This window comes from Kitasatospora atroaurantiaca (genome assembly GCF_007828955.1).
GTDB classification, from domain to species: domain Bacteria; phylum Actinomycetota; class Actinomycetes; order Streptomycetales; family Streptomycetaceae; genus Kitasatospora; species Kitasatospora atroaurantiaca.
The window spans coordinates 1530560-1543085 of the sequence record NZ_VIVR01000001.1 but is presented as its reverse complement, the minus strand read 5'-3'; the positions used below and the strand labels follow the sequence as shown (position 1 = coordinate 1543085).

At 71.5% G+C, this 12526-nt stretch carries 13 protein-coding genes; 7 read left to right on the top strand and 6 right to left on the bottom strand.

Translation table 11 applies throughout. From position 1 onward, the window contains the following. The first annotated feature begins 263 nt into the window (after window positions 1–263). Window positions 264–1763 (top strand): PP2C family serine/threonine-protein phosphatase, encoded by a 1500-nt coding sequence (locus tag FB465_RS06950; RefSeq protein WP_246192550.1) that lies wholly within the window; start codon window positions 264–266, stop codon window positions 1761–1763. A gap of 17 nt (window positions 1764–1780) precedes the next feature. Here FB465_RS06950 and FB465_RS06945 read toward each other — a convergent pair whose 3' ends face one another. Next, window positions 1781–2401, bottom strand: coding sequence for a TetR/AcrR family transcriptional regulator (locus FB465_RS06945; RefSeq protein ID WP_145788560.1), 621 nt, complete (start codon window positions 2399–2401; stop codon window positions 1781–1783). 162 nt (window positions 2402–2563) lie between these two features. Here FB465_RS06945 and FB465_RS06940 point away from each other — a divergent pair, with 162 nt between their 5' ends. Continuing rightward, entirely contained in the window at window positions 2564–3013 is a 450-nt protein-coding gene (locus tag FB465_RS06940) for a DNA-binding protein (protein ID WP_145788557.1), read from the top strand. A 63-nt stretch (window positions 3014–3076) separates the two neighbouring features. Here FB465_RS06940 and FB465_RS06935 read toward each other — a convergent pair whose 3' ends face one another. Beyond that, a complete protein-coding gene (locus FB465_RS06935; RefSeq protein ID WP_145788554.1) occupies window positions 3077–3886 on the bottom strand; it encodes a C1 family peptidase in 810 nt (269 codons plus the stop codon). Window positions 3887–4231: 345 nt separating this feature from the next. Here FB465_RS06935 and FB465_RS06930 point away from each other — a divergent pair, with 345 nt between their 5' ends. Beyond that, a complete protein-coding gene (locus tag FB465_RS06930) occupies window positions 4232–5116 on the top strand; it encodes a sigma-70 family RNA polymerase sigma factor (RefSeq protein ID WP_145788551.1) in 885 nt (294 codons plus the stop codon). A 105-nt stretch (window positions 5117–5221) separates the two neighbouring features. Here FB465_RS06930 and FB465_RS06925 read toward each other — a convergent pair whose 3' ends face one another. Beyond that, on the bottom strand, window positions 5222–5902 hold the full coding sequence (locus FB465_RS06925) for a TetR/AcrR family transcriptional regulator (protein WP_145788548.1): 681 nt from the start codon (window positions 5900–5902) through the stop codon (window positions 5222–5224). 110 nt (window positions 5903–6012) lie between these two features. Here FB465_RS06925 and FB465_RS06920 point away from each other — a divergent pair, with 110 nt between their 5' ends. Beyond that, a complete protein-coding gene (locus tag FB465_RS06920; protein WP_145788546.1) occupies window positions 6013–6852 on the top strand; it encodes a patatin-like phospholipase family protein in 840 nt (279 codons plus the stop codon). Window positions 6853–7073: 221 nt separating this feature from the next. Continuing rightward, entirely contained in the window at window positions 7074–7421 is a 348-nt protein-coding gene (locus tag FB465_RS06915) for a DoxX family protein (RefSeq protein ID WP_145788545.1), read from the top strand. A 131-nt stretch (window positions 7422–7552) separates the two neighbouring features. Here the strand turns inward: FB465_RS06915 and FB465_RS06910 are convergent, their stop codons facing one another. From FB465_RS06910 to FB465_RS06900, 3 genes are read right to left on the bottom strand one after another with little or no spacing between them, the layout of a single operon-like run. After that, window positions 7553–8599: an agmatine deiminase family protein gene (locus FB465_RS06910; protein ID WP_145788543.1), complete on the bottom strand. Its 1047-nt coding sequence runs from the start codon at window positions 8597–8599 to the stop codon at window positions 7553–7555. A gap of 21 nt (window positions 8600–8620) precedes the next feature. Continuing rightward, window positions 8621–10381 (bottom strand): urease subunit alpha, encoded by a 1761-nt coding sequence (locus FB465_RS06905; RefSeq protein ID WP_425461241.1) that lies wholly within the window; start codon window positions 10379–10381, stop codon window positions 8621–8623. Continuing rightward, window positions 10342–11052, bottom strand: coding sequence for an urease subunit gamma (locus FB465_RS06900; RefSeq protein WP_145788541.1), 711 nt, complete (start codon window positions 11050–11052; stop codon window positions 10342–10344). Before FB465_RS06900 ends, FB465_RS06905 begins: the two co-directional genes overlap by 40 nt. A 203-nt stretch (window positions 11053–11255) precedes the next feature. Between FB465_RS06900 and FB465_RS06895 the strand changes: the two genes are divergently transcribed. Continuing rightward, a complete protein-coding gene (locus FB465_RS06895; RefSeq protein WP_145788540.1) occupies window positions 11256–11714 on the top strand; it encodes a MarR family winged helix-turn-helix transcriptional regulator in 459 nt (152 codons plus the stop codon). A 78-nt stretch (window positions 11715–11792) separates the two neighbouring features. Beyond that, window positions 11793–12506: a carbonic anhydrase gene (locus FB465_RS06890; RefSeq protein WP_145788538.1), complete on the top strand. Its 714-nt coding sequence runs from the start codon at window positions 11793–11795 to the stop codon at window positions 12504–12506. Window positions 12507–12526 lie beyond the last annotated feature (20 nt).

Here is a 12526-nt window from a genome sequence, read left to right as displayed (position 1 = left end):
ATCAGCCGAACGAGTGAAGCGATGCCCCTCACGGGCCATCACTTTCCGCATTGCCCGAGACTTTGTCCGGCTGAATCGGCCCTGCTTGGGGCAGTTCCGGGCAGGTCGGACGCATCGGACCAGGCACTGGCCGGATCGCTGCCCCCACAGGGTGATCGGTTGTCCCCGAATCCCGGACACCGTCGTTCTCCTTGGGGACAATGACGTCGAGTCCGGCACTCAGCCCGCTCGGCAGACGGCACATACGGACGAGGAGCCGCCAGATGAGCAACCAGGGCGCACCCCCGCAGCACCGGCCGGAGGACGGCTGGTGGCACACGGTGTACGAGGGCCCGGCGGGCACCCTGCCGGACACCCCGGACGCCTCGGCGGGCGAGGGCAGCGTCGACGACTGGTTCGACTCGGCGGCGGGCATGATCGGAGTTCAGCGGACGGGGGATCGTCCCGCCCCGCCGGAGCCCGCTGCGGACGATGCGGAACCCGCCGTTTCCTCAGCGGCTCCGGCCGACGCCAGCGTCGACGACTGGTTCGACTCGGCCGCAGGCATGATCGGCTCCCAGCGGACGGGAGAGCCCGCCGCCGAGCAGCCCCCCGCCGAGCAGCCCGCCCCCGAACCTGAGCCGTCGGCTCCGGCGTCGGCTGCTCCTGCGTCGGACGGCTCCGACTCCGGCTCCGACTCCGCGGCCACGGCCCTTCCCGCCGCGGAGGACCCCGCGCCTGCCCCCGCTGCGCAGGAGCCCGAGTCCACCGAGACCGCCACCATCGTTGAGCCCCCCGACCCGATGCCCAGCCACCCGGCCACCGCCAAGCCGTACCAGCCGCCCGTCCCTCACGTCGGTGAGCGCCCTCCCACGTACGGGCCCGAACCCACCGCGCTGCCGGCCTCGGACCCCGACATGCTCGCCGCCCTCGTCCCCGACACCGTCCTCGAAGGCGCCCAGTACGGGGCGGCGACCCTCCGAGCGGTCTCCGTACGGGGGGACTCCGCCCGGTACCGGGGCGAATCCCGTCGGGACGCGCTGCTGGTCACCCGCTTCGGCGAGGGGGAGGAGGGCCTGCTGCTGGCCGTCCTCGGGGCCCCGAGCCGCTCGCAGATCCCCTCGTCCCTGGCGGCCGAGGCGTGCAAGCACCTCGCCGCCGCCATCGGGCGCAGCCGCCCCGAACTCGCGGCCGACCTGCGCGCCGGCGCCCGGGACCGCCTGCGCTACGGTCTGCAGCGCCTCACCGCCCGTGCGGCCGTCCCGCTCAGGTCCTCCGCCGCCACCGGGCCGACCGGCCCCGACGAGCCCGACGACCCGATCGACGAGCCCGCACCTGATGGACAGTCACCCGACCTGTCATCACCCGACAGCGGTTCGCTGCACTGCCTGCTGGTCTCGCTGGACCCGGAGGCCACCCACCGCGCCGCCTTCGGCATCGGCCCCGGCGGGCTCTACCTGCTCCGCTCGGGCCACTGGATCGACGCGTACGCGGCCCGCCTGCTGCACCACCCGGACGGCCGGCCACCGGCTCCCGCGACCGCCGATCAGACTCCGCGCCCGTTCCGGTTCCGCCTCGTCCCGGCGACTCCCGGCGACATCCTGCTGCTCTGCACGCCCGGTCTGGCCGAGCCGATCGCGGACGAGCCGGCCGTCGCGCACTTCCTCTCCAGCCACTGGGCCCACCCGCACCCACCGGGGACGGTCGACTTCCTCCGCCAGGTCCAGGTCCGCGCCAAGGGCTACGCCGACGACCGTACGGCTGCCGTGCTCTGGACCGAGTAGTACCGAGTAGCAGCGGATCAGACGGGGGAGGGCCCTCGGCGGCCGCCGAGCAACGCCGCCGCGACGGAGGCCACCTGCGCGGCGGCCTCCTCCCGGCGTGCCCCCGGCAGTCCGATTGCGATCGGCACCGCGAACCCGTCCAGCAGCGCCCGGATCTGCACGGCCCGGTCGTGCGAACCGTTCGGCGCGAACGTGCCGGCCGCCACGCCCTCCTCGATCAGCGCCACCAGCTCGGCCTGCCAGGGCGCCTCGATCTCCAGCTGCCCCTGCCTGATCTCGGCACTGGACGGAGACCGGCCCCACACCTCGAGCCAGAGGATCCAGCGCGGATCGCCGGGCCCCTCCGGCAGGTACAGCTCCGCGTACGCGGCCAGCCGGTCCCAGACGCTGGCGCCGTCCCGCGCGAGCGCGGCCCGGCGGCGTTCGCCGAGCTGCTCCTCGCTCCAGCGCAGGGTCTCCAGCAGCAGCTGGTCCTTGCTGCCGAAGTAGTAGAGGAGATGCCCCGCGCTCATCTGGAGCTGTTTGCCGAGCCCGGCCATGGTCAGCTTCGCGAGCCCGTGCTCCGCGATCGCTGCGCGAGCGGCCGCGAACACCTCTTCACGCGGTCGCGCAGCACGGCGCGCCCGTGGCTCCGCCATCTGCTCTTCCTCCTGGCTGCTCGGACCGGCGCTCCCACGATACGGCTTCGGCCAGCTCACCCAGGGTCTCGCTGCGATGACGCGTAGCCCGCCCCGGGAGGGGAACAAGATGTTTTGAACGAGTTGTTGTCAACGATCGACTTGCCACCTACGGTGGGAAGCATGACCGAAGACACCGCACCCGGCGCCGCTCAGCTCTCCGGGCCCTTCGCCGGGCCGGACCTCGCGGAGGCGCACGCCAAGCGGCAGTACCCCGCGCTCTTCCGGATCACCGAGCGCCACGCGCACGCCGACTCCCGCAGACGGTGGGAGGAGCAGCGGATGCCGATGGGGCCGATGGATGCCTGGCGGCGGGTGGTCCTGCTGGCCGGCGGCACGGAGTTCCCCGAGGAGGGCGAGCCGCCGGTCGACGCGGACGACCTCGCCGCTGCCCTGGCCCTCGTCCAGTGGGCGCGCGCCGAGGTCGACGAACTGGAGATCGGCCTGCTGGAAATGGCGCGCGGCCGAGGACTGACCTGGCAGCAGATCGCCTACAACCTCGGCCTCGGCTCCGCCCAGGCCGCGCGCCAGCGCCACAAGCGCCTCACCGGCCGCACCGAACCGGCGGAGTGACACAGGGGCAAGTCCCAGATCCCTCCGCCGGTTCGGTGCGGCCACGGGCCACCGGCGCTCGTGTCAGACGGACACGCCGTAGGCCTCGGTGAACGCCTGCTGCGCGTACCCCTCCGACGCGAAGCCGTAGCCGTCACGCCCCCAGTCGGTGCCCCAGCTGTTCCGGACGATGAAACGCCGGTCGGCGGTGTACCCCACGAGGGCGACGGCATGGCCGCCCCGGACGGTCTCCTGCTTGTAGACGTCGAGGTTGCCGTCCGTGTCGCGCGCGTCGTCCCAGGTCCGGTCGACGTCGAGTCGGACCAGGATCGGGCCACTGCCGGATGCCAGCCATCTGCGCCACTCGTCCAGATTCCGGCCCAGGTTGAAGTACGCGGCCACCCGCCGCTGCGCGGCACGGGCATAGAAACCGGCCGTGGACCCGGGAAACAGCAGCGGAGGGGGCTTGAACGGCAGTTCCGCGTCGCGTACCACCCCGAACTTCCGGGCGACGTCGAGAGCCGCCTTCAGGCTGGTGCCCGCCTCCTCGACGAAGGTCGTCGGCTGACTGATGAACTGGTCGGTCTCCTTGGAGGCCATCCAGACGTAGCGGACCGACAGAGGATCATCCTGGCGCAGCCGGTGGGCCTTGACGAAGCACCAGCGAAGGACGGAGTCGGCGGTCGCCCACCCCACGCAGGAGCCCGTGGACTCCTGGTTGCCGATATGCCACCAGGGCTCTCGGAGATCCACGTGGCTCGGGGCCGCCGCGGGCGCTTCCGCCAGCAGCCCCGCCTCGACGGCGTGGCGGGGCTGCCAGTCCCGGTCGGTGTCGCGGGACGGGACGCAGTTCAGGATTCGATGGTTCTGTGCGGCGCTGTCGGAGTAGGTCATGGTGATCCTTTCACCTTGCTTGCCACGCCTTCTGGGGCGGCGAGTTCAAGGTGAGCCTCCCGGAGATTCCGGGCAGCGGCGACGCGGAGGACCCTGCGAACCGCCGAACGGGCTCACACTCCTCCGGGAGGAGTACCTCCGTACGGAAACGTGCCGGACCACCAGCTCGCGCCGGCGGGCTGCTTGGTGGTGGCGTTGAGGCGGTTGAAGAGGTTGGTCACGCCGATCATTTCCAGGTCTGTGCTGAACCGGTGACCCGAACTCCAGCCGGTCTGCTGTGCCTGTCACATCGGCCGGGTTTCGTCGGTCAGTGAGGTGACACGGCGAGACGAGGGAGTGTGACCGATGGACGAGAACGAATTTCTGGCGGAGCGATTCGAGGCGCACCGCACCCACCTGAGGGCGGTGGCCTACCGGATGCTCGGCTCGCTGAGCGAGGCGGACGATGCCGTCCAGGAGGCGTGGCTCCGGCTCCACCACTCCGACCCCAGTGAGGTCGAGAACCTGGGCGGCTGGCTGACCACGGTCGTCGCCCGGGTGGCGCTGAACATGCTGCGTTCGCGCAGGACACGGCGCGAGGAGTCCCTGGACGACGTGCACGTGCCCGACCCGATCGTCAGCAGCGCGGACGGGGTCGACCCCGAGTACGAGGCCCTGCTGGCCGACTCTGTCGGCCTGGCCCTGCTCGTGGTCCTGGAGACCCTGCCTCCCGCCGAGCGGCTCGCGTTCGTGCTGCACGACATGTTCGCCGTGCCCTTCGACGAGATCGCCCCCATCGTGGACCGCTCGCCGACCGCGGCCAGGCAGCTCGCCAGCCGCGCACGCCGCCGGGTGCAGGGAGCGGCCACTCCCGACACCGACCTCGGCCGCCAGCGCGAGGTCGTCGACGCCTTCCTCGCCGCCTCGCGCAGCGGTGACTTCGACGCTCTCCTCGCGCTGCTCGACCCGGACGTCGTGCTGCGAGCCGACACCGGCGATTCGCTTGCGGGCGTGTCCAAGCTGGTGCGCGGTGCCCGGGCGGTGGCCGGGCGGGCGCTCACCTTCGGACGGTTCGCCGAGTTCGCACGACCGGCACTGGTGAACGGAGCCGCGGGCGTCGTCACGGCTCCGGGAGGACAGCCGTTCTCGGTCATGGGCTTCACGATCGCGGGCGGGAAGATCGTCGAAATCAACCTGCTCGCCGACCCCGAGCGCCTGAGCTCACTCGACCTGACCATCCTGGACGACTGACGACTGACGACTGACGACTGACGACTGACGACTGACGGCCCAGGCTGCCGGCCCGGGTGGCTTCGGGGGCCCGGGCCGGCCAACGCGGTGAGCGGGGCGTGATGCTCAGTCCGTGGACGGGTTCTGGCGTGCCCGGTGCGGGCCCAGGTCGCTCAGGACGGCGCCGAGTTCCTCGGGGGTGAGGGGCGTCGCGGGGAGGGGGCCGGCCACCTCGGCGCGTAGGCCGTCGAGGAGGAGGGCGAGGTAGCGACGCCAGGCGTCGGGGGCGGTGGCGGTCAGGGCGGGCACGGCTCGGCCGAGGGCGGCCAAGGCGAAGAGCAGGTCCTCCGCAGTGATGTCGTCGCGCATCGCGCCTTGTTGCTGCGCGCGCCCGACCAGGACGTGGATGGTTTCCCGGTTCTGGACGTGGAGGGCCTCCAGCGAGGGGATTCCTTGAACCCCGGTGGTCATGAGGTCGTTGGCGCCACGGTCGGCGGCCAGGCCCGCGAGCACGAGATCGAGGTACGCCGCGAGGCCGGCCCAGGCGTCTTCGCTCTCCCGCGCTGTTTCGCAGGCCACCGATGTCTCTGTCAGGAGCGCGTGGAAGACCGCCTCGATGAGTGCCGCCCGGTTCGGGAAGTGCCGGTACAGGGTGGCGTTTCCGACGCCGGCCCGTCGGGCGATCTCGTCCAGGGGTGCGTCCAGCCCTTGGTCGGCAAAGACGTTCCGGGCGGCTGCGGTCAGCAGCTCCCGGTTGCGCCGGGCATCGCGCCGCAGCGGTGACGGCTCGCGTTCGCCGACGTTCATCCTGTCTCCTTCCGGAACCGGGGAGCACTCCCCGGATGAGATGATATCGTCGGCGCCGGAAGCGGGGAGCTGTCCCCACTTCAGTCCGACTGCGGAGGGGACGGAAGGACATGACGGACAGAGCCCTGGTGCTGGGCGGTGGCGGTCTCGTCGGGGGAGCATGGGCGATCGGCATGCTGGCCGGCCTGGCCGACGCCGGTGTCGACCTCACGGCTGCGGACCTGGTGATCGGCACGTCCGCGGGTTCGCTGATCGGCGCGCAGTTGGCGTCGGGGCGCTCGGTCGAGGAGCTCTACGAGGAGCAGCTGGGTGGTCCGGACGGCGGAGTCACCGTGCGGGTCACTCTCGGCCAGACGGCCAGGTTCCTGTGGGCGGCACTCGGTTCGCGGAATCCGGAGATCGCGGTAAGGCGCCTGGGGCGGGCGGCCCTTGGCGCTCGTACGGTGCCGGAGAGTGACGTCCACGAGGCCATCGGCACGCTGCTGCCGGTGCGCGACTGGCCTGGCCGACCACTGAAGGTGGCTGCCGTGGACGCGCGTACGGGCGAGTTGACCGTTTTTGATTCAGGTAGCGGAGTCAGCCTGCCCCTGGCCGTCGCAGCGAGCTGCGCGGTGCCGCTCGTGTGGCCGCCGATCACCTTGGGACAGCGGCGGTTGGTCGACGGCGGCATCCGATCGACAGCCAACGCCGACCTGGCGAGCGGCCACCGGCGGGTCGCCATCATCGCCCCGATCCCCAAGGGCCCGGGGCCGATGCCGAGCACGGCCCGGCAGGCTGCGGAGTTGACGCGGGACGGGGCCGAGGTCGCGCTGGCGGTCCCGGGCGACGCTGCACGCCGCGCGATGGGCCGCAATCTCCTCGACCCTGCGCGCAGGGCTGCCGCCGCACGCGCGGGACGCGCCGAGGCGGATGCCTACGCGGCGACCATGGCTGCGGTGTGGAACGACTGAGGAAGTGTCAGGGACTGGTTCGGATGCCGGCGACTCACTGTTCGTCAGCAGCCTGGTCCAGGGCCGCCTTTGCCGCCGGAAGGACGGAGCGGGTACTGATGCGCGCGGATTGATGCCCATCGCCTGTCACATTTCTGCGCTGTGGCGGGTCATAGAAGCGAGAACGCAAGACCCCGGCCGGGGCAAGCCGCACCGGCACACGCCCGATAGGAGCACCTTCGATGTTCACCGCCTACGTCGTCGTCACCGTCCTGGCCGCCATCATGGCGGGCTTCTCGGCCGGCTCCGTCTTCTTCCGCGCCCAGTGGGTCGTGCAGCCCTTGGCCGACTACAGCGTCCCCCAGTCGTGGTGGCTGTGGCTCGGTGCGGCCAAGGCCGCGGGGGCTGCGGGCCTGTTGGTCGGCCTGTTCGTGCCCGTCATCGGCGTCCTGGCCGGGATCGGCCTGGTGCTGTACTTCGCCGGGGCGGTCGTCACCGTGATCCGGGCCCGGTGGTACTCCCACGCCGCGTTCCCGCTGCTGTACATGGCACCGGTGGTCGGCGCCCTGGCACTGGGGTTCGCCGCCTGAGCCGCGGCCGGGCCCCGTCCGACGGAGCCGTCCCGGAAACGGCCGGAGCCGGACCACGTCAGGCACCTTCAGGTGCAGGACGGGTCCGGCTCCGGCGTTGAGGCGGGGCAGCGATCGGACGGTGCCGGCCGTCAGGCCTTCGGCTGCTGCTGGGTGATGCAGTGGATGCCGCCGCCGTTGGCGAAGATCTCGCGGGCGTCGACCAGTTCCACCTTGCGGTCGGGGTAGGCGTCGCCCAGGATGCTCGCCGCGACCTGGTCGCGCGGGTCGTTGAACGCGCAGAGGATGACCGCGCCGTTGGCGACGTAGTGGTTGATGTAGGAGTAGTCGACCGGCTCGCCGTCCTCGTCGTTCAGGACGGTCGGCGCGGGGAGCTCGATGACCTCCAGCTGGCGGCCGGCGGCGTCCGTCGAGGTGCGGAGGATCGCGACGAGCTCCTTGCAGACCTCGTGGTCGGGGTGGGCCGGGTCCGGCTGGACGTGGGCCACGACCACGCCGGGCTTGACGAAGGAGGCGACGATGTCGATGTGGCCGCGGGTGCCGAACTCGTCGTAGTCGCGGGTGAGTCCGCGCGGCAGCCAGATGACCTTGGAGGTGCCGAGCTGGGCGTTGAGCTCCGCCTCGACGGCCTCCTTCGTCCAGTCGAAGTTGCGGCCCTCGCCGAGCTGGACGGTCTCGGTGACCAGGACGGTGCCCTCGCCGTCGACGTGGATGCCGCCGCCCTCGTTGATCAGCTCGGAGGCGAAGCGCCGGACGCCCGTCAGCTCGGTGATGTGCTCCGCGATGTGCTGGTCGTTGTCCCAGCGGGCCCAGGACTGTGCGCCCCAGCCGTTGAACACCCAGTCCGTCGCAGCCAGTTCGCCCTGACCGCTGATCAGGAAGGTCGGGCCGATGTCGCGCATCCAGGCGTCGTCCAGCGGGCGCTCGACCAGCTCGACCTCCGCCGAGACGTAGCGGCGCGCGTCCTCCAGCTCACCGGTGTTGACGATCATCGTGACCGGCTCGTACCGGACGATGGTGTTCGCGACCTTGGCCCACGCCTCCCGGGAGTTGTGCAGGTGCTCGGGGGTGTCGAAGGTCGGGTTGTCGGTCGGGAACGCCATCCAGGTGCGCTCGTGGGGGTGCCACTCGGCGGGCATCCGGAAACCGAGGGAAGCGGGCGAGGCAGCAGTAGCCATGAGGGTCAAATCCTAAGGAGATCAGAGGAAGTAGAGACGGCTGAGGGAGACGCTGTCGGCGGGCTCGGAGCGGAGCGGAGCGCCGTCGAGGGAGACCAGACCGGAGGCGGCCTCCACCTGGACGTTGCCGATCCGGGCGTTGCGCACCATGTTGCGCGGCCCGATGCCACGGGTGTTCCGCACACCCACCCGGCGCCTGCGGGTGGGGAGTTGGTCGGCGGCCACGTCCAAGTACGAACCGTCGGCCGCGGCCTGGGCGACGAAGGCGACCGAGATGTCCGCCGCCGTCGCGCCGTGGGCGCCGAACTGCGGGCCCAGCACCAGGGGTTCGCAGCGGTCGGTGGAGGCGTTCGGGTCGCCCACCACGCCGTACGCGGGGAAGCCGGCCTTGAGGACCAGCTGCGGCTTGGCGCCGAAGTGGTCGGGCCGCCAGAGCACGATGTCGGCGAGCTTGCCGACCTCGATCGAGCCGACCTCGTGGGCCAGACCGTGCGCGATGGCGGGGTTGATGGTCAGCTTGGCGATGTAGCGGAGGACGCGCTCGTTGTCGTCGCCGCCCTCGTTGGTGCCGTACGAGCCCTCGCCGTCGAGCGGGCCGAGCTCGGTCTTCATCTTGCCGGCCATCGCGAAGGTACGGCGTACGGTCTCGCCCGCCCGGCCCATGCCCTGGGCGTCGGAGGAGGTGATGCCGATGACCCCGAGGTCGTGCAGCACGTCCTCGGCGCCCATCGTGCCGGCCCGGATGCGGTCGCGGGCCATGGCGGCGTCGCCGGGCAGGTCGACCTTGAGGTCGTGGGCCGAGACGATCATGCCGAAGTGCTCGCCCAGCGCGTCCCGGCCGAACGGCAGGGTCGGGTTGGTGGAGGAGCCGATGACGTTCTCGACGCCGGCCATCTTCAGCACGTTCGGGACGTGCCCGCCGCCGCAGCCCTCGATGTGGAAGGCGTGGATGGTGCGCCCCTCCAGCACGGCGAGGGTGTCCTCGACCGAGAGGCACTCGTTCAGACCGTCGGTGTGCAGGGCGACCTGGACGTCGTACTCCTCGGCGACCCGCAGCGCGGTGTCCAGGGCCCGGGTGTGGGCGCCCATGTCCTCGTGCACCTTGAAGCCGGAGGCACCGCCCTCGGCCAGCGCCTCGACCAGCGGGGCCGCGTCGGAGGAGGAACCGCGGCCCAGGAAGCCGATGTTGACCGGCCAGGCGTCGAAGGAGTTGAAGGCGTGCCGCAGCGCCCAGGGGGAGTTGACCCCGACGCCCCAGACCGGGCCGAACTCCTGCCCGATGATCGTGGTCACGCCGGAGGCCAGCGAGGCCTCCATGATGCGCGGCGACAGCAGGTGGACGTGGGTGTCGATGGCGCCGGCGGTGGCGATCATGCCCTCGCCGGAGACGATCGTGGTGCCGGTGCCGACGACCACGTCGATACCGTCCAGCGTGTCCGGGTTGCCGGCCCGGCCGATCGAGGCGATCCGGCCGTCGATCAGGCCGATCGAGGTCTTCCTGATGCCCTGGATCGCGTCGATGACGAGCACGTTGCTGATCACGACGTCGCAGGTCTCGCGAACAGCGGCGGCCTTGAGGTGCAGCCCGTCGCGGGCGGTCTTGCCGAAGCCGGCCAGGAACTCCTCGCCCGGCTCCTGGGAGTCGGACTCGACCCGGACGATCAGGCCGCTGTCGCCGAGGCGGATGCGGTCGCCGGCGCGGGGGCCGTGGACGGCGATGTAGTCATGGGGGGTAATCGCTGTCACGACTCGATCTCCGCATCGTCGAACTTGGTCAGATATCCCGTCGCGCGGGCCTTCTCCAGGGCGGCCTCGCGGGCGCCGGGTGCGTCCAGCGGCCCGTCCACCAAGCCGGCGAAGCCGATCGCGACGCGCTCGCCGCCGATCGGGACCAGGCCGACCTCGACGGTGGCGCCCGGGTCGAAGCGGACCGAGGATCCCGCCGGGACGGCCAGGTGCGTGCCGTACGCCGCCGCGCGGTCGAAGGCCAGGCGCGGGTTGGCCTCGAAGAAGTGGAAGTGGGAGGTGACCGAGATCGGCACCGCCGAGGTGTTGTGGACCAGCAGGACCACGGTCTCCTCGACCGGGTCGTAGCCCTCGCCGCTGCCGATCAGCGCGCCGCCGGGGGCGTCGTCGCCGAGCGAGCCGGCGCCCTTGAAGGGGTCGTTGATCACGGCGAGCCGGGTGCCGTCGTCGAAGACAGCCTCGACCTGGACGACGGTGACGACGTCCGGCACGCCCGGCAGGACGTCGTCGGCGCTGAGCACGCTGCGCCCGGCCTCGATGGCCTCGGCGAGACGGCGGCCGTCGCGGGCGGCCTCGCAGACGGTGTCGGCGATCAGGGCGGTGGCCTCGGGAACGTTGAGGCGGACGCCTCGGGCTCGGCGGGCGCGGGCCAGCTCGGCCGCTGTGAAGATCAGCAGCCGGTCCCGTTCGGTGGGGGTCAGTCGCACGGTTCCTCGCTCGCGGGTGCCGGTGGGTCGGAAGGTGGGTCGGAGAAGTTAGAACGACGTTCAAACATCTCCGGCCATTGAACCTGGGCTGGGCCGCCGTGTCCAGCGTTGCTCGCGAGGAACCGTTCGGCGCGCCGGGCGTCGCAATCGAGTATTCGGTGGCGGGTAGATATAAGGTCCCTGATACACAGGAGGTGCCTTCCATGACTACCGACCCGGACGAACTGCTCGCCGGTCCGAAGGGTGTCCGGCTGCGCCTCGGGCCCGCCGTCAAGCAGGCCGAGCAGGCCGTGACGGCGGCCAAGGCCGACGCGCTGCGCGAGCTGGATCTGACGGTGCCGCAGTACGCGGTGCTGCTTCAGCTGATGGAGCGGCCGGGCATGTCCGGCGCCCAGCTGGCGCGCGGCGCGGCCGTCACTCCGCAGACCATGGCGGGCGTGCTGGCCACCTTGGGGGCCAAGGGTCTGATCGAGCGTGAGCAGTCCGAGGTGCACAGCAAGGTGCTGGTCACCCGGCTCGGCGAGTCCGGGCGGGCTCTCGTAGCAGAGGCGGACGCGCGCGTGGTCGGGATCGAATCGGCGCTTTGGACAGCCTTCGAGGAGGCGGAGCGCGAGCTGTTCCGTTCCTTCCTCCAACGTGCGGTTGCCGCGCTGCAAAAGTGAGTAAAGCGCCCCCCGTGCGCCGGTAATGTGACTCGCCGTCACTCATTCAGGGCAGTTTGAAGTGGGCGGGAGAGCAGAATGACGGACCGGCGGAGTGTGCTTCGGGCAGGCACCTTGGCGATGGCGGCGCTTGCCGCGAACCTCGGGGTCTCCACGGCGGTCGCCGCCTCCTCGGGGGGCGGTGGCACCGGCCTGGTGACCACCCCCCAGGAGGCCCTGGCCCGGCTGAGGGCCGGCAACGAGAACTGGGTCGCCAACCGGTCCTCCCACCCCGACGCCTCGCCGGCCCGCCGCCGCGACCTGGCGACCCATCAGGAGCCCTTCGCGGTGGTCTTCTCCTGCATCGACTCGCGGGTCCCCCCGGAGCTGGTCTTCGACCAGGGCCTGGGCGACCTGATGGTCGTCCGTACCGCCGCGCACACCCATGACGGCCTGGTGACCGGCAGCCTCGAGTACGGCCCGGCCGAGCTCGGTACCAAGCTGCTCGTCGTCCTCGGCCACCAGCGCTGCGGCGCGGTGACGGCCGCCGTGAAGTCCTTCCGCGACGGCGAGCGGCTGCCCGGGCATCTCGCAGACATCGTCCGGGACCTCCGGGCGCCCTACGAGGAGGCCCGCCGCCAGGGCACCCCGCCCGAGCAGCTGGTCGAGGCGACCATCCGGGCCCAGACCCGCCAGACCGTGGCCCGGCTGCGCTCGGACCGGCTGCTGCGCCCGCTGGTCGCCACCGGGAAGCTGGAGGTGGTCGGCGCCTACTACTCGCTGGACAGCGGCGCCGTCACCTTCTCGAACTGATTTCCGATCTCGAACTGATC